Below are 15278 nucleotides of genomic sequence, written 5' to 3'. Positions count from 1 at the left end.
TGAGGCGAAACCATCTTCGCGCATATCCGGTTTCCCCTGTAGATTCTCGCGAGCCGGGGTCGATACAGGTTGGTTTGAGAAATCGCCTCAGACCATGAGCTGTCTAAACCCAGGTTAAAGCTGGAACCAACGAGCCCCGCCCCTAGTTCTGAACGGATCGATCAGTGGGGGTAGTGGCATGAGCAAACGGGTGGCGTTGGTTACGGGAGCGGGGTCCGGCATAGGACGCGCATCAGCGCTTGTTCTTGCACGGGAAGGATATGCCATTGGGGCGCTGGGACACAGCGAAGATGATCTAGCGGATGTGGTGCGGGAGATTGTGTCGGATGGCGGTCAGGCTGTGTTGCTGAAGGCGGATATTTCCAATGAATCTCAGATGCGCGGCGCAGCGGCTGAACTTGTCGAACGTTTCGGCCGGCTTGATGCTGTTATTGCCAATGCGGGCATCAATGGTGTGTGGGCACCGATCGATGATCTGACGCTTGAGGAGTGGAACAACACGATCGCTGTGAACCTGACGGGCACGTTCCTGACCATCAACACGACCGTACCCCATCTGAAAGCGTCAGGCGGCGGATCGATCGTGGTGGTCTCCTCCATCAACGGCACCCGCACTTTCACGACACCCGGTGCCACAGCCTATACCGCAACCAAGGCAGGGCAGGTCGCGATGGTCCAGCAGCTCGCGCTTGAACTGGCGCGCCATCACATTCGGATCAACGCCGTTTGTCCCGGCGAGATCGACACGAATATCGAATCCAACACGTCGCTGCGCAAAGAGGATGAGACGGCAATTCCAGTGATATGGCCGGATGGACAGGTCCCGATCACCGGGGGACATCCGGGCCGCAGCGAGGATGTCGCTGACGTCATTGCATTCCTTGCTTCCGGCAAAGCCCGGCATATTACAGGTTCGCCCATCTGGGTTGATGGCGGACAGGGGCTGTTGCGATGAGCGCTGACATCACCAGGGTTTCGGGCGCGAACACACCGGTAACCGGGCAGCGCTGGGGACCTCGGCGCCTGGCCGATGGCAGCTTCCGGTTCCAGCTTTGGGCACCGGCCGAAGATGCCGTCGATCTTCTCTTGAATGGCACGAAGTATCCAATGACCAAGACAGGAGACGGATGGCATCATGTCGAGACGGCTGCTGCTGTCGGATCTATCTACGGTTTCGTTTTGACAGATGGAAATCTGGTGGGTGATCCGGCGTCGCGCCAACAGGTCCTCAATCTCGATGGACCTTCGGTTCTCACCAGTTCAGATCATTACCTTTGGCAGAATTCAGGATGGATCGGCCGGCCGTGGGAAGAGGCGGTGTTTTACGAGATTCATATTGGTGCCTTCACAGACGAGGGAACATTCCGGGCCGCCATCGGCAAGCTGCCCTATCTGGCAAGCTTGGGCATCACCGCTGTTGAGATCATGCCGCTTGCGCATTTTCCGGGGATACGCGGCTGGGGTTACGATGGCGTCCTGCAGTTTGCGCCGCATAACGCCTATGGCAGCCCGGATGATGTCAGGGCGTTCGTCGATACCGCCCATGGTCTGGGGATGATGGTGTTTCTCGACGTTGTCTACAATCATTTCGGCCCGGAGGGGAACTACCTCGGCCAATACGCGCCCGGCTTTTTTCGCAAGGATGCCGATACGCCCTGGGGGGCCGCAATTGATTACGAAAAGGATGAGGTTCGATCGTATTTCATCGAAAACGTGCTGTATTGGCTAAAAGATTTCCGGTTGGATGGGCTTCGCTTCGACGCCATCGATCAGATCAAAGACGATAGCGATATTCACATCCTTGAGCAGATCGTGCGCTCCGTTCGCCAGGAGACCGGCGGGCGGCATATCCATCTGATCACGGAGAACCCAGCAAATGGCACCGATCTCATGGCCGCTCAGACTGACGGCCGTTTTTACAAGGCCGACTGGAATGATGATTTCCATCACGCGATGCACGTTGCCATTACGGGCGAAGATACCGGGTATTTCGAGCCATTCAAGGACGATACCTGGAACAAGCTGCGGCATGTTCTGGCAAGCGGATATTTGAAGCCTGGCCAATCCATCGTAAGCGAAAACCCGCCGCCAACAGAATCCCTGCCACCGACCGCCTTCATTCATTTTCTGCAAAACCACGACCAGGTGGGAAACCGGGCGTTGGGAGACCGGCTGCATCTGAGCACGGATCGCCATCTTTACCGGGCGCTGACGGAGATGCTGCTGTTGTCGCCGCAAATACCGTTGATGTTCATGGGCGACGAGCATCTCTCGCTCAGCCCGTTTCATTTCTTCGCGGATTATACGGGTGATATCGCAAAGGCTGTCCGGGACAACCGGCCCAAACAGGCTGCAAACTTTGGCGGCCTTCCCAAGGGAACGCGGGATGAGGATATTCCGGATCCAAACGCGCATGCCACGTTTACCCGCAGCAAGATCGACTGGACCATGGCCGATACCGAAGGCGCCTTGGCGTGGTCCGGCTTCATCCGCCGCCTCATTGCTCTTCGCCAGGAAAAGATCGTGCCTCTGCTTGCGGATGCGGCCGGCTATGCGGGGGCGGTTATCGACGCTCCGCATCGTTGCTTGTTTATCGACTGGACCTTCGGTGCTCGAACGCTGCAACTGCGGGCAAACCTGTCCGACGAGGACGTTGCAATGCCGGTTGGTCTGGGCGACCGGATATTTCCAGCCGAAAGTGTTGAACAGTTTGGTCTACCTGCTGCCACCATACAGATGTTCATCCGCTAGTGCCTTACACGCTGTCCTGAAAAGCGAATGCGGAACAATTTCTTGCCTCTGCCCTTAAGGGATCATCCGCAGCTTGCCGGCAACAACGATTGGAGAACATTCGATGAGCGAAAATCTGAAAAAGGGTGACAAGGTCACCTGGGAAACCAGCCAGGGTAAAACCGAGGGCAAGGTCGTGAAGAAGCAGACATCCGATACCAAGATCAAGGGTCACACGGTGAAAGCGACGCCGTCCGATCCGCAGATGATCGTGGAGAGTGCGAAGTCCGGGAAACGCGCGGCGCACAAGCCTGAGGCCCTGAAGAAGAAAAGCTGAGCCTTATTTTTTCAACGGATCGTGCCCCCAGTTCATCAGCGAGTAGCGCCAGGCGGAATGTTCGCGGTCCTCGTCCGGCCCGCCCTGTGCAAGGTGCCGATGGACATACCCAACCACCTTGCGCATATGCACATAGTCGTCTTCGGTTAAATCCGCTTTTTTCTTTCGTTTGATTTGCACGATGCGGCGGCCGGAATGGTGACCGACCGATTCCTGGCTTCCGTCCTTCGGCCAGCCAACCGATTTGCTGTCTTCCGTCTCTAGCCATTTTTCGATCGCCGCAGGCGTCATGTTGACCGCTTCGCCAAACTCTTCAGCGACCTTGTCGCGGTCGATCTTTTGATCTGTCATCCGAATATCCTCAATTGATCGGCTTTGTCGTTACGCCTCGATCCGCACAGGAATTGCTTTGGAGGCGGGTGTTTTCGACAGTTCGTCGTGGTGATCGATGGAGTTCAGCACATTGGCTTCGGGATAATAGGCAGCAATCGTGCCCCTCGGCAGATTGTGAGCAGTCACAGTCAGTCCGGGCATTGTACGCCGCACACCGTCTTCGAAATCGCTGACAAGTGCTACGGTCTGGCCCGCATGAAGACCCGATGCCGCAATATCCTCTTCGCACATCATGACCACATCCCGCGTTCCCTCGATGCCGCGGAAACGGTCGGAATAGCCATAGATCGTGGTGTTGAACTGATCGTTCGAGCGCAGCGTCGATAGTCTGAACCGGCCTGCAGTATCTTTGAATGACAAAGCGTTCAACTGGGCCGGCGTCGTGAAGACTGCCTTCTTTTCCTGCGTATTCCAGACGCGGTTATGCGCATCATTGCCGCGATAAAAGCCGCCAGGCTGAAACATGCGCGCGTTGTAGTCCTTGAAATCCTCAGGATAGGTGAACTCAATGAGCTTGCGGACAAGACTGTAATCTGCCGTCCATTCATCCCATTTCAATCGCGGATTGTGATCGAGAACTGCCTTGGCAATTCCGGTCACAATCGCCAGTTCGCTTTTCAGATGCTTGGATGCAGGGCCACGTTTTCCGATTGACCCGGAAATAGGCGAGAAGCTGTCCTCGACGGATACCGCCTGGTTTCCGGTAGCCTGCATGTCCAGCTCGGCACGCGACAGACAGGGCAGGATATAGGCTTGTTTGCCCGGGAAAAGATGGCTGCGATTGAGCTTCGTCGATACCATGACCGTGAGGTCCTGGGTGGCCCAGGCACGTTCCATCTCTTTTTGGTCCGGGACAGCGCGAACAAGGTTTCCGCCAAGCGAAATAAACGCCTTGATCTTGCCCGCCATCAAACCTTTCACCGCATCGACAATGGTGGTGCCATCCTTGACCGGCGGATCGAAGTCGAAAAGCTGTTTCAGCTTGTCCATCGGAATGAGCTTGGTCTTTTCGGCAATGCCGACAGTCCGCTGGCCCTGGACATTGGAATGTCCGCGAACCGGACAGCACCCTGCACCTTCCCGGCCAATATTGCCGCGTAACAGCAAAAGGTTGACCAGCAGGCCGACGTTGATCGCGCCTTGGGAATGCTGGGTCAGGCCCATTCCGTAAACGCCGATCACGCGTTCGGCGCCGATATAGATGTCGCCAGCACGCCGGATCGCCTGTTCAGTCAGGCCGCTTTCCCGCTCGATATCGCTCCACGGCGTTTCCCGCACGCAAGCGATGAATTGATAAAAGCCGGTTGTGTGTTCAACGATAAATTCCGTGTCGATGACACGCCCGGTGCCATTGGCAAGGGCCGCATCATCAGCCTCGACGACCACTTTGCAAAGACCGAGGATCGCGGCTATGTCGCCGCCGGCGCGCACCTGCAGATATTCATCGGAAATCTGCGTCTCGTGACCCGTCAGCATATCCATCGGGTTTTGCGGGTTGACGAAGGACACAAGCCCCTGTTCGACAACCGGATTGAATGTGACGATGCGCGCGCCGCGCTTCTTTGCCTCCTGGAGCGGATGCAGAAACCGTGGACTGTTTGAGCCGGGATTTTGCCCGAAGAAGAAGAAGGCATCGGCCTTTTCAAGGTCTTCCCAGATGATGGTTCCAACGGGCGAGCCGATGACCTTGTTGAGGCCGACGGATGTCGTCTCGTGGCACATGTTCGAACTCTGCGGCAGATTGTTGTTGCCATAGGCGCGTGCAAGCAGAGCATAGAGGTAGGCGGCTTCCAGCCCGGCATGGCCGGACGAGTAGAATACCACATCGTCACGGGGCAGCGCTCTCAGCGTCTTGCCAATATCCGCGAAGGCCTGCTCCCACGTCACCGCGACATATCGATCTTTTGCCGCGTCATAGCGCATGGGCTCCGTCAGCCGCCCCGTCTTCTCCAGATCATAATCTTTCCAGTCACGAAGATCCGAGACGGTATGCGTATCCCAGAACGCGGGCGTGCAACGCGCGCTTGTCAAATCCGAAAGCGTTGCCTTGGCGCCGTTTTCGCAAAATTCGAACGGATGATAGTTGACGGGCTTAGGCCAGGCGCAGGAAACGCATTGGAAGCCGCCCGGCTTGTTTTGATGCGCCAGTGTGTCCAGGACTGCCGGAGAGGGACGGGCATCGCCAAACATATGGGCGATCGATTTTACCGAACCCCAACCACCGGCTGGTCCTTCGGATTCTGGATTGGGGATCTGGTCTGCCACGATTGGGCCTCGCACTAGTTTATCGAGGAAACGCAAAAATCCGGACACCGCCGGGATCGGCGGCATCCGTTCTGGTTGGTAAATGGCGACCGCTTACTGCGGTTCGTGGATGGGACAGTGGTTGAACCGTTCCCGGAATTTGGCCGAGTGTTCATAGGGTGCCTTGCGCGCCCGGTTGATATTTCCGAGCGGCTGATGTGCGGCAAGTCCTGTCCAGACGCTGAACCGCATCTCTTCGTTGACTTGTCTGACCGTCTCGTCGCTCCAGCTGTCCTGCGGCGCCGCCGTCACCGTCGCCACGGTGATGAAGGGCGCATCGTCCTGATCCCATTCCACGGTCGGGTCTTCGATCGGTTGTGCCTCGATATCGCGACAGAGCTGGACCTGGAATTCCCATTCCCCGGAGATAGTCTGCATCTCGGCCTGGACGGTTTCCCGGATCGCATCCTCGCTGACGCTGGTATTGATAATTTCGCCGGTGCGCTTTGTGAGCGAGGAAGATACGGGCTTGAGGCTGAATTTTGCAACATGGTCGCCGTAGCGGAAGGGCGTGACGCTGAAATAGGTTTCGCCGAGTGGATCGACATTCGGCGCGCCACCCAGAGACTGAACCGTCGAGCTTGCTAGTCCGACTGTCTCCAGCGCACTGTTGACGGTCTGCAACACGCTCGACAGCACGGTTTTCGTACCCTCCATCCTGTCGGTGGTCTTGGCCAGCATCTTCAGGCTGCCGAGAAATTTTTCAGCGGTCTTTGCCTGAAAAACCGGACCATTGACCATCACGAAATCCTGGGTCCGGCCAGCCGCATCGGGCAAGCGCTCACCATCGACACCGACCACCTTCATGGCCAGGCCGCGCGGCAGGGAAACGGCATCGGGCAGGATATCGCCGGCATTGGTGGAAAGCCGCATGAACACCGTATAGCTGCCGGGGTGTGCAAACAGGCCCTGCGCAAGTTCCGGCGGCAGGCCGTCCTTGACCTCCAGCTTTCCCTGCAGAATTCCGTGCGCCTTGGCATGCACCGAACGTACCGCATGGCCATAATCACCGGCCGTCTTTTCAAGGATCGTATCGAAGGTTTCGTTCAAGCTCTGGATGGTTTCCTGCTCACCGGGCTGGATGTCCTCAAGGTCCGGGGAGAAGCGGATAGGTACGCTATTCGGCATTTGAAACTCCTTCAAACCAGCCCAACGTCGTGCCATGGCATTGGTTCCCTGGCCGTAAATCTTGTTGATGAGCCGGAGCTACCCCGGCGAAAAGTTCCCCTCCCTTCTGCTGTCGCAAAAACGGCAAGCTGCCCTAAGTCAGAGGAATGACAGGAGGTGGCGCATGAATGAGAGTAGCGGAAGGGCTTCCTTCGGGATCGAAGCGGAGGAACCTGGCAGGGGGCGGGGTGCGGAAACGCCGAACGAGATCCCGGCCAAGGGGCTGCGTGACGTCTTTTGGCGGGTGGTTAACGAGGTGATGGACGATAGGGTTACGCTTGTTGCAGCGGGCGTATCTTTTTATATCCTGCTCTCGTTGTTTCCAGCCTTGGGCGCCCTGGTTTCCCTGTATGGTTTTATTGCTGATCCCAGCACGATGTTGAAACATATCACGTTTGTAGCCGACATCCTGCCGCCGGGTGCCTTCGACATCATTCTCGCTCAGCTTAACGTGCTGGTTCAGGCAAAACCCTCATCCTTGAGCCTCGGCTTTCTGATTGGACTGATGGTGGCGCTTTGGAGCGCCAATAGCGCGGTCAAGGCCATGTTCGACGCGATGAATATCGCCTATGGCGAAGCGGAAAAGCGCGGCATTGTACGGCTCAACCTGATTTCGCTAGCCTTTACGGGTATCGCGTTGATCTTTGCGGCGGTGTTGGTCGCAGCGATCGGCGGCGTACCGGCGGTTCTTTCCTATTTGTGGCTGGATCGCTGGCAGGAGAATTTGATCCGTATCGGACGTTGGCCTGTCATCCTACTATTCGTCGGCACTGGCATTGCGCTGATATACCATTTTGGACCGAGCCGGGAATCGGCAAAGGCGCGATGGTTGAGCTGGGGTGCGGTCTTCAGCACCCTGCTCTGGGTCACGGCCTCGATCCTGTTTTCATTCTATCTTGAGACATTCGCAGACTATCAGGCCACGTATGGCGCATTGGGTGCTTTGATCGGCTTTATGATCTGGACATGGATTTCCGTGATCATCGTCATTGTCGGGGCGGAACTCAACGCGGAACTCGAACACCAGACCGCGCGCGATACGACCACGGGAACGCCGCGTCCGTTGGGAGAGCGGGGTGCCTATGTCGCCGATACCGTTGGCGTTGCTGCAGACTGACGCGGGAACATTTTGGCAGGCATCAGGTTTTGCGCCGAAGTGATCGTGCAGAAAGACGATGATCGTGAAGATCGCCACCTATAATGTAAACGGTGTCAATGGCCGCCTCGATGTTCTGTTGAGATGGTTGCGGGATGCATCGCCGGATATTGTCTGCCTGCAGGAGCTGAAAGCACCGGATGCCAGATTTCCGGTCAAGGAAATCGAGAGCGCTGGTTATGGCGCGATCTGGCACGGCCAAAAATCGTGGAACGGCGTTGCGATACTGGCCCGCGGCCGGGAACCGATCCTCACCCGCAAAGGACTGCCCGGCGAACCTGATATTCACAGCCGCTATATCGAGGCGGCAGTCGAAGGGATGGTCATCGGCTGTCTGTATCTTCCCAACGGAAATCCGTCGCCGGGACCGAAATACGACTACAAGCTCGAATGGTTCAAACGGTTCAGTATGCATGCGGCTGATATGCTCAAGCTGGGCGTTCCCGTGGTTATGGCAGGCGATTACAACGTGATCCCGACGGAACTCGATGTTTATAAGCCTGAGCGCTGGGTGGACGATGCGCTCTTTAGGGTCGAAGTCCGCGATGCCTACCGCACGCTCATCCGCCAGGGATGGACGGATGCGCTCCGGAAACTCAATCCCGATGAACGGATCTACACGTTCTGGGATTATTTCCGCAATGCCTATGGGCGGGACGCCGGCTTACGGCTTGATCACCTGCTGCTCAGTCCATCCGTTGCCAAGCGGCTCCAGAGCGCCGGTGTCGACAGACATGTCCGGGGATGGGAGCACACCAGCGATCACGCTCCGGTCTGGATTGAACTTACAGAGAATTGAAATCAACACATGGAGGCTATAATGAGCGAGACATTACGGGAACGCGTTCGAGAGCGGATCGAGGACTTTGTCGATACCTTCGTTGTCGAAGGTGACAAGCCAGCAGACGTCCTCGATGCCATCGAAGCCGAAATCATCGCACTTCGCCAGGCATTTTCGCGCGATCCCGCGCCGGCGGACGATCCCTTGACGGAAGAGATAGTGGCAGAGCCGTCCAACGACTGGCCTGCAGCCGGCGGCAAGCCCCGATTGGACGGCGAGTGAATGGCAGTAGAGCTCAAGTCCATTCTGAATGATGTCGCGGCGAGCGTCCGCAAGGCCGCACCAGGTATTTACGATGAGGCGGTTGAAAAGGCTAAGGCGGCGGGTAAACCCGTTCCAGCGAAGACGGATTTCAACCAGTTCGGCATCGCGGTGTTCATGCGCAATGGCGACGTGGTGTCTGCTGGCAATGCGAGCGTCGGTTTCCCCATTCAGTCGATTTCCAAGGTCTTTGCACTGGAGGTCGCCCTTGAAGCGCTCGGTGAGAAACTCTGGGAGCGCGTCGGCCGCGATCCGTCCGGCGATCCCTTCAATTCCATCATCGATCTGGAGCGTGCCAAGGGTATTCCGCGAAACCCGTTCATCAATGCCGGTGCGCTGGTCGTCTGCGATAGCCTGGTCGGGCTTGGCGGACGCGCAGGCCCCAACCGCCATGTGGTCGATCTGGTAAAACGCATGCTCGATGGTGAAGCCCCCGACCTCGATCAGGATGTGATGGACAGCGACCGTACCGGCGGCGATCTGAACCGCTCCCTGATGTTCATGGCCAGGCACCATGGCAATCTACAGCATCCGGTGGAGAAGGTCATGGACGCCTATATCCACCAATGCGCGATCACGCTGGATTGCCGGGGACTGGCAAAGGCGGGGCGTTTCCTCCTATTGGACGATCCGGAAGACGAGGACGGTGTCAAGCTGCGGGCCGCCCGCAGAGCGAGGCGCATCCTGTCGATCATGATGCTGTGCGGCCAATATGATGGCTCGGGTGATTTTGCCTACCGTGTCGGTCTTCCGGCAAAATCGGGCGTCGGTGGAGGCATCCTGGCGATCGCGCCGCACCTGGCGTCCATTGCCGTATGGTCACCGGCCCTGGACCCGATGGGCAATAGCTGGCTCGGCACGTTGGGGCTGGAATATCTCACATCCAAAACGGATTGGTCTGTTTTCGGCGCATCGCGCCGAAAACTTCGCGGTGGCGGTGATGACGGGTAGATGAGTCTCAAAACCGGAATTTGCGAATAGCCCGATCGATGGGCGGCGCTTTGCCGTTTCCCATCCATCGGGCTTCGTATAGCACTGCATCTGCGCGCCGGCATAATCCTGCCAGGCGGCAATGGCTCGCACCATCGTGGAATTTGCGTCTCTAAGCGGCAGTTGTTACCGTCAGCCGTCCATGTACCCGCCGGACACGGCTTCAGCGGAGGTTGCGAGAACCGCCAGGTTGACGCCCTTGGTGACAGTGGCGCCTTTGTTGCGCAGGTCGTTTGCCGTTTGAAGTGCACCGGCCGATGGTTCAGGTGATTTGGTGACCGTGCCTGCGTTCAAATCCGCGACCCAAAGGCCCGTTTCTCCGGCGATCCCAATGATGACGACATTTGCCATTTTAAAATCTCTTTTCGTATGAGTTGATGGATTAAAAGCCTGCTTTAATAAGGCCCTCTTTATAGTGTTGCCTTTGCCACTCTTCCTTGAATGGAACGAGCGCCATCCACGTGTCAAGATCGAACGCGGGATGAACATCGAACGTCTTGCGGACGAACTGGCTGGCCTTGCGCCCGTCTCCCAGCATTCCCCAGCAGGCGGCGGACAACCTGTCGGCCGGTGCGCGGTCGTTCATGCGGCCAATATAGCTTAGAGCCTCTTCGTAACGCCCCAGTGAATAGCAGGCACCCGCTGCAGTCCAGAAATATTCGTCCGGGGCGATCGGATTGAGCTCGATGGCATGTTCGACCTTTTTCAAGCCTTCCTGCGGCCGTGAGGCCTGGATCAGCGCATCGCCGAAACTGGCAATCAGATTGGCATAGTTGGGGCTGAGCGCTTCCGCTGTCGCGAAAAACTCCGCACTTTCATCAAACTGCCGCATATAGAGTTTGGCGACACCCAGCTCCTTGTAGGCAGTGGGCAAATGCGGGTCGGAAACAATCGCGTCCTGCGCATGGCCTTCCGCCATTGAGAGCAGGCTCCGGTCATTTCTCGCTGTCACCAGCCATTCCAGGAAGTAGCTGCGCGACAGTCCACTTTGCGCCGGCGCGAAGGCCGGATTGAGCTGCAGGGCCTTGCGGAAGTATTTTCGCGCCCGCCGGACCTCGGGAAGTCCCAGGTTCATCAGATGACCCTGGCCGCGCAGGAAGCTGCGATAGACCCCGGCATCCTGTTCATAGTCGCTGCGCACCGTTTCGTTCATGTGGATCTGCCGGGAAACGGCCTCGGCAAGACGGTGTGCGATATCGCGGCGGGACTTGACCAATCCGTTGCCGCTGAGTTCGAAACGGTCTGCCCAGATGACTTCGTCGCTGCCGAAAAAGATCAGCTGGACGAAGAGCGAATGGCCGTTGCCTTCGTTCGTCAGGCGGGAATCGAGAATATAACTGATGGCATAGCGCTCGTAAGTCGCGGCCTTGTCGGCGTGATCCCGCATCTTGGCAGCGCTGTAGGGTGCGATGACCGACAGGGAGCGCAGGCTGCACAAGCCGATGGTCACGTCCTCGATGAGAGCGGAGGCAAACAAGGCAACCTCCGGCCCTGCCGCCCCCGACGAGGGCGGCAACAGGACGAGACGGGGCAATCCCTTGCGGTTCTCCGGATGGCGAGGATCGGGTATCGTCACAGCTGGATCAAAGCCCGTCTGTAAGGTCGCCACTGCTGCGGCGGCTTTCTGGTACATGGAGCCACGAAGAAGATTGCGCACCTCCTCATCAGCTGGATCATGCTCCAGAAGTTTGATGGCCGCGTCTTTTATGGGGCGATTTTCCGCGTCATCCCCTGTCAGCCCGATACTGAGGATGCACCGGCGCAGCACGCTCAGATGGGCTTCGCGCTCACGGTCGATCCAGTCGGCAAGGGTCTTGCTTAAAGGTTTAATATCTCTGAGGAAATCTTCTCGAAGCCGGGATGCGAGCGCGACCGTCAAGGCGCGGCCGACCGTGGGATCGTCGGTCGGCAGGAAATCAACATCCGTTTCTATCGTATCGGCCGCTATGGTGACCGCTGAACTTGAGAAGGATAAAAACTGGTGCCCGATGGTATTTTGCCGCGCCAGGATGCGCGACGCCGATTTGCGCAGATTTGCAAATGACTGACCCGGATCCTCGTTTCCCCAAAGCAAAGTCGCAATATCGGCGCGGGAAAAGGTTAAGAGGCCCCGCAACTTCAGGTATGCAAGAATAATCAATCCCATTTGTGGAAATGGAATGTCATGTCCATCAGTGTCCAACAAACGGAGCCGTCCAAGCGTCTGCAGTCGAAATTGCGCAGGCATCTGGTTACAAAGCTCCTGTTGGACGATGTTTAAGCTCTTGGCGATAACAACAAGCTCAAATCTATTCAAGGCAGTCAACAGGGTTGTTCGACATTCGCAATACTGACAGCCCCTGATTTCACACTGTTATATGGCTGATGGCGTTTCTGTCCTTCGAATTCAGTCAGCTCTGTGACCCGAGACTTCAGCTCCGGCGTCCTTCCGTAAGCTCAGATATCGCAATGACGCAGCCACCCCGATTGCGCCGATGAAGAGGAAGGACCATCTAAAATCGGCAGGCGACAGGGACGCGCCTCCGCGCGAAAGCTGCGAGATGTTGAGAATGGCTGCAGCGACGGCGACGCCGAGCAGCCTGGTTACCGCAGTTGTTCAGGGTGCGGGTTTGTGGCAATGCTGGGCCGGTCACAATGAGGTCCGGCATGGTATGGCCGGGCACAAAATCCGAGGAACACCATGAAAATCAGCGCGCGCAATCAAATCAAAGGCAAGATCGTCGAAGTGACAAAGGGTGCGACGACCTCCCATGTCCGCATCGACATCGGCAATGGGGCGATCGTCACGGCGTCGATCACCAATCAGGCTGTCGATGAACTCGGCCTTGCCGTCGGCGGATCCGCCTATGCCATCATCAAGGCTTCCGATGTGATGATCGGCGTCGATTGAGATTTTTGTGCCTTTTGGCAGGAATGTGCGCCGCCGCCGTAGGGGGACCAGCGGGGGATCGGCGCCATGACATCCAGTTAATATTGGATAAAGAGGGTATCGGCATGGCGGATTTAGCCGTGTCGAATGCTGCGCGTTGACCTTTATTTGTCCTGGCTGCGAGTGATCCAGCTTCCAAGGCCTGAGTAGGTTGACCTCTGGCCCAACCCGTCAGTGGCAATTCTGTCCGCTGGACATGGCAATCGGGCCTGTCGCCAATTGCTGTTCGTTTCTGAAGCCGAGGTAAAACAACTCGAGAAGTTGTCCGGCGGCCGTGTGGGCGGCCGCGCCATCGGGGCTTATGCCAAGATATTGGCACCGGCCCACAAGGGCGCGCTTGAGCAGCTCTATGTCACTGTCCGACAGAATAGGTTGGTTCATACCCGCTCCGATGAATGTGTCAGCTATTTGCCGTCACTCCACAGCGTGGTGCAATAGGGTGAATCTAGCCTCCGGCCCTGCAGCATATGGTTTTCCACACCAAACGCGCTTGCCAAAGTCATCGGTTCGCGGAGAGGCGTGTTTTGGAACAATAATTGCGTTTATGCTAATATACATATGCCCAGAGTTGGGAGGGTGCCATGTGTTCAAGCAGATCGTGCCAATTTCCTACAATTTGGCTGCTCATGCGTGTTGGGGAACGATACAAGCCGGTTGACACCGTCATGGGTGCGGCGGAACTGCTCCTTCAGGAGTGGCCGCTCAGCGCCGGTGATGGATATCTGAATGCTCTTCAAGCCTGCCTGACTGCGCTGAAAGAGAATGGGCCGAGTGAGGCCGTTGCAGAAGCGCTCATTCTGGCCGCAGACGAGGCACTCATGTGTTACCTCAGCATCGTCAAACGCCGAACGCCGGCCGGCCGGCTGAATAGGTCGATATCGCGTTCCCGTTACCGTGTCCCAGAGGAAGCGTTGACCTTGGGTACGAGTACGAGGCTTTGACCAGCGCCCTCATTTGGGGGCTGACCCGATTGAGAATCATGCCCACTGTGAAAATGAAATGGAGACCATGCAATATGACGGGTTTTGACGGCACGAAAGTGCGATCCCAGATCAGCCTTGTGAAAGGCGCTTGGGTCGTGACCATCTACAATGGCAGCCATACCGAAAATCGATCATTCCGCAACGAGATCGACGCGCGCGACTATGGCAAGGCCCGGATCGATCAACTGCGGTCGGCCGAAGGGGACATACGGATCGATCCGAAAGTCACCTGACCGTCCGGTCAAGGCGTTCACATCCGTTGACCGCTTTGCGGAAAGCTATCGCCTTCTGCCGAAAACGCAGGCTAACCACTTGTTTTACCGAAGTGAATCGCAATGACGGTAAACGAAGTGCTAGACCGGCAGGATGCGATATCCCGCCGGCCAGGCACGCGCCTCGTTAAATCAAAGCACGCTGACGTTTTCGGCCTTCGACTTGCCGGTCTTGCGGTCCTGGCCGATCTCGAAGCTCACCTTGTCACCTTCTCTGAGCGAGCTGCCGCGCTGCAGGGAAGAGACGTGAACGAAGACATCCTGTCCACCATTTTCAGGCGTGATGAAACCAAAGCCCTTGTCGTCATTAAAAAATTTCACAGTACCGGTAGCCATGACAGTTCCTTTTGAATTCCAGAGCCATTTGACTCCGTGACTGCGCTTTTTACAGCGGCATTGCTTGCCTATCAACCACCGGAAACGCGATAATCGTGGTCAGGCATTTTCGTGACATGGATTGGAAGGCATTAGAGTGACCCAGCATGACGACTACCACATTGAGCCCCGCGTTCCAGGGATCGACGATTACCTGCGATTGCGGGATGTGTCAGGCCTTAGTCCCTTTTCGCGCGAGGCCGCCGAAAAGGGGCTGCCCAATTCGATTTTTGGCGTCTGCCTGATGAACGGTGACGCTGTTGTCGGCATGGGCCGCATCATCGGCGACGGTGGCTGCTTCTTTCAGGTCACCGATATCGCGATCATGCCGGAATACCAGGGAAAGGGGCTCGGCAAGATGATCATGGCCGCACTGACCGGCTATATCGAGAGCCAGCTGCCCAAAACTGCCTACATAAGTCTGATCGCCGACGTCCCGGCAAACCGTCTTTACCAGCAGTTCGGTTTTGCTGAAACCGCTCCCCGCTCCGTCGGGATGGCGCGCAAAGTGCGTTGAAAGGCGGCGGTAGGACCACGGTC

General features: G+C 57.1%; 18 protein-coding genes and 1 pseudogene. 11 read left to right on the top strand and 8 right to left on the bottom strand.

Annotated elements, in window-relative coordinates:
• Window positions 1–178 precede the first annotated feature (178 nt).
• The 3 genes from PYR65_RS24780 (at window position 179) to PYR65_RS24770 (ending at window position 3067) form a co-directional block, all read left to right on the top strand.
• Entirely contained in the window at window positions 179–955 is a 777-nt protein-coding gene (locus PYR65_RS24780) for an SDR family oxidoreductase (RefSeq protein ID WP_276121385.1), read from the top strand.
• Complete coding sequence (gene treZ, locus PYR65_RS24775; RefSeq protein ID WP_276121384.1) at window positions 952–2751, top strand: malto-oligosyltrehalose trehalohydrolase; 1800 nt, start codon at window positions 952–954, stop codon at window positions 2749–2751. The genes PYR65_RS24780 and treZ overlap by 4 nt, the downstream gene beginning before the upstream one ends.
• Window positions 2752–2854: 103 nt before the next feature.
• Window positions 2855–3067, top strand: a complete 213-nt coding sequence (locus PYR65_RS24770) for a hypervirulence associated TUDOR domain-containing protein (protein ID WP_060637378.1) — start codon at window positions 2855–2857, stop codon at window positions 3065–3067.
• Window positions 3068–3070: 3 nt separating this feature from the next.
• Here PYR65_RS24770 and PYR65_RS24765 read toward each other — a convergent pair whose 3' ends face one another.
• The 3 genes from PYR65_RS24765 to PYR65_RS24755 are packed head-to-tail and all read right to left on the bottom strand — an operon-like array spanning window position 3071 to window position 6892.
• Window positions 3071–3418 (bottom strand): DUF3140 domain-containing protein, encoded by a 348-nt coding sequence (locus PYR65_RS24765; RefSeq protein ID WP_276121383.1) that lies wholly within the window; start codon window positions 3416–3418, stop codon window positions 3071–3073.
• A gap of 30 nt (window positions 3419–3448) precedes the next feature.
• The gene (locus PYR65_RS24760; protein ID WP_407951345.1) at window positions 3449–5791 is read right to left on the bottom strand and encodes an FdhF/YdeP family oxidoreductase; all 2343 of its coding nucleotides are present in this window, start codon (window positions 5789–5791) and stop codon (window positions 3449–3451) included.
• Between the two features lie 27 nt (window positions 5792–5818).
• On the bottom strand, window positions 5819–6892 hold the full coding sequence (locus PYR65_RS24755) for a catalase family protein (RefSeq protein WP_276121381.1): 1074 nt from the start codon (window positions 6890–6892) through the stop codon (window positions 5819–5821).
• Window positions 6893–7055: 163 nt separating this feature from the next.
• On the opposite strand from PYR65_RS24755, the gene PYR65_RS24750 reads away from it, so the two are divergent.
• From PYR65_RS24750 to glsA, 4 genes are all read left to right on the top strand, one after another.
• On the top strand, window positions 7056–8048 hold the full coding sequence (locus PYR65_RS24750; RefSeq protein ID WP_276121816.1) for a YihY/virulence factor BrkB family protein: 993 nt from the start codon (window positions 7056–7058) through the stop codon (window positions 8046–8048).
• A gap of 64 nt (window positions 8049–8112) precedes the next feature.
• Complete coding sequence (gene xth, locus PYR65_RS24745) at window positions 8113–8886, top strand: exodeoxyribonuclease III (protein ID WP_276121815.1); 774 nt, start codon at window positions 8113–8115, stop codon at window positions 8884–8886.
• A 21-nt stretch (window positions 8887–8907) separates the two neighbouring features.
• Window positions 8908–9150, top strand: coding sequence for a hypothetical protein (locus PYR65_RS24740; protein ID WP_276121380.1), 243 nt, complete (start codon window positions 8908–8910; stop codon window positions 9148–9150).
• Entirely contained in the window at window positions 9151–10140 is a 990-nt protein-coding gene (glsA, locus tag PYR65_RS24735) for a glutaminase A (RefSeq protein WP_276121379.1), read from the top strand.
• A 171-nt stretch (window positions 10141–10311) separates the two neighbouring features.
• Here the strand turns inward: glsA and PYR65_RS24730 are convergent, their stop codons facing one another.
• The 3 genes and pseudogenes from PYR65_RS24730 to PYR65_RS24720 all read right to left on the bottom strand — a co-directional run.
• Window positions 10312–10530, bottom strand: a complete 219-nt coding sequence (locus tag PYR65_RS24730) for a hypothetical protein (RefSeq protein ID WP_276121378.1) — start codon at window positions 10528–10530, stop codon at window positions 10312–10314.
• Window positions 10531–10561: 31 nt separating this feature from the next.
• Window positions 10562–12406, bottom strand: a complete 1845-nt coding sequence (locus PYR65_RS24725) for a hypothetical protein (protein WP_276121377.1) — start codon at window positions 12404–12406, stop codon at window positions 10562–10564.
• A gap of 159 nt (window positions 12407–12565) precedes the next feature.
• Window positions 12566–12766 (bottom strand): annotated as a pseudogene (locus PYR65_RS24720) (MFS transporter); the annotation flags it as partial.
• A gap of 93 nt (window positions 12767–12859) precedes the next feature.
• Between PYR65_RS24720 and PYR65_RS24715 the strand changes: the two are divergent.
• The gene (locus PYR65_RS24715; protein WP_276121376.1) at window positions 12860–13069 is read left to right on the top strand and encodes a TOBE domain-containing protein; all 210 of its coding nucleotides are present in this window, start codon (window positions 12860–12862) and stop codon (window positions 13067–13069) included.
• Window positions 13070–13279: 210 nt separating this feature from the next.
• On the opposite strand, the gene PYR65_RS24710 is transcribed toward PYR65_RS24715, so the two are convergent.
• Window positions 13280–13489 carry a hypothetical protein gene (locus tag PYR65_RS24710; protein ID WP_060637428.1) on the bottom strand — a complete coding sequence of 70 codons (210 nt, stop codon included), beginning with the start codon at window positions 13487–13489 and terminating at the stop codon, window positions 13280–13282.
• Window positions 13490–13689: 200 nt separating this feature from the next.
• Here PYR65_RS24710 and PYR65_RS30610 point away from each other — a divergent pair, with 200 nt between their 5' ends.
• Window positions 13690–14049, top strand: a complete 360-nt coding sequence (locus tag PYR65_RS30610) for a DUF982 domain-containing protein (protein ID WP_407951344.1) — start codon at window positions 13690–13692, stop codon at window positions 14047–14049.
• Window positions 14050–14123: 74 nt separating this feature from the next.
• Window positions 14124–14324 carry a hypothetical protein gene (locus PYR65_RS24705; RefSeq protein ID WP_276121375.1) on the top strand — a complete coding sequence of 67 codons (201 nt, stop codon included), beginning with the start codon at window positions 14124–14126 and terminating at the stop codon, window positions 14322–14324.
• Window positions 14325–14495: 171 nt separating this feature from the next.
• On the opposite strand, the gene PYR65_RS24700 is transcribed toward PYR65_RS24705, so the two are convergent.
• Entirely contained in the window at window positions 14496–14699 is a 204-nt protein-coding gene (locus PYR65_RS24700) for a cold-shock protein (RefSeq protein ID WP_060637425.1), read from the bottom strand.
• A 136-nt stretch (window positions 14700–14835) separates the two neighbouring features.
• Between PYR65_RS24700 and PYR65_RS24695 the strand changes: the two genes are divergently transcribed.
• Window positions 14836–15255 (top strand): GNAT family N-acetyltransferase, encoded by a 420-nt coding sequence (locus PYR65_RS24695; RefSeq protein ID WP_276121374.1) that lies wholly within the window; start codon window positions 14836–14838, stop codon window positions 15253–15255.
• The last annotated feature ends 23 nt before the right edge of the window (window positions 15256–15278 follow it).

The sequence above is a fragment of the Pararhizobium qamdonense genome (assembly GCF_029277445.1).
Taxonomy (GTDB): domain Bacteria; phylum Pseudomonadota; class Alphaproteobacteria; order Rhizobiales; family Rhizobiaceae; genus Pararhizobium; species Pararhizobium qamdonense.
The sequence above is the reverse complement of the archived record's forward strand: the minus strand, read 5'-3'. Positions and strand labels throughout refer to the sequence as shown.

What these genes read in the sequence shown, in the direction of transcription:
- PYR65_RS24730 (WP_276121378.1), bottom strand. Translation starts at nt 10,530, where the DNA reads ATGGCAAATGTCGTCATCATTGGGATCGCCGGAGAAACGGGCCTTTGG.
- PYR65_RS24760 (WP_407951345.1), bottom strand. Translation starts at nt 5,791, where the DNA reads ATGCCGCCGATCCCGGCGGTGTCCGGATTTTTGCGTTTCCTCGATAAA.
- glsA (WP_276121379.1), top strand. Translation starts at nt 9,151, where the DNA reads ATGGCAGTAGAGCTCAAGTCCATTCTGAATGATGTCGCGGCGAGCGTC.
- PYR65_RS24700 (WP_060637425.1), bottom strand. Translation starts at nt 14,699, where the DNA reads ATGGCTACCGGTACTGTGAAATTTTTTAATGACGACAAGGGCTTTGGT.
- PYR65_RS24710 (WP_060637428.1), bottom strand. Translation starts at nt 13,489, where the DNA reads ATGAACCAACCTATTCTGTCGGACAGTGACATAGAGCTGCTCAAGCGC.
- PYR65_RS30610 (WP_407951344.1), top strand. Translation starts at nt 13,690, where the DNA reads ATGTGTTCAAGCAGATCGTGCCAATTTCCTACAATTTGGCTGCTCATG.
- PYR65_RS24740 (WP_276121380.1), top strand. Translation starts at nt 8,908, where the DNA reads ATGAGCGAGACATTACGGGAACGCGTTCGAGAGCGGATCGAGGACTTT.
- PYR65_RS24725 (WP_276121377.1), bottom strand. Translation starts at nt 12,406, where the DNA reads ATGCCTGCGCAATTTCGACTGCAGACGCTTGGACGGCTCCGTTTGTTG.
- PYR65_RS24750 (WP_276121816.1), top strand. Translation starts at nt 7,056, where the DNA reads ATGAATGAGAGTAGCGGAAGGGCTTCCTTCGGGATCGAAGCGGAGGAA.
- PYR65_RS24770 (WP_060637378.1), top strand. Translation starts at nt 2,855, where the DNA reads ATGAGCGAAAATCTGAAAAAGGGTGACAAGGTCACCTGGGAAACCAGC.
- PYR65_RS24715 (WP_276121376.1), top strand. Translation starts at nt 12,860, where the DNA reads ATGAAAATCAGCGCGCGCAATCAAATCAAAGGCAAGATCGTCGAAGTG.
- PYR65_RS24765 (WP_276121383.1), bottom strand. Translation starts at nt 3,418, where the DNA reads ATGACAGATCAAAAGATCGACCGCGACAAGGTCGCTGAAGAGTTTGGC.
- PYR65_RS24780 (WP_276121385.1), top strand. Translation starts at nt 179, where the DNA reads ATGAGCAAACGGGTGGCGTTGGTTACGGGAGCGGGGTCCGGCATAGGA.
- PYR65_RS24705 (WP_276121375.1), top strand. Translation starts at nt 14,124, where the DNA reads ATGACGGGTTTTGACGGCACGAAAGTGCGATCCCAGATCAGCCTTGTG.
- treZ (WP_276121384.1), top strand. Translation starts at nt 952, where the DNA reads ATGAGCGCTGACATCACCAGGGTTTCGGGCGCGAACACACCGGTAACC.
- PYR65_RS24755 (WP_276121381.1), bottom strand. Translation starts at nt 6,892, where the DNA reads ATGCCGAATAGCGTACCTATCCGCTTCTCCCCGGACCTTGAGGACATC.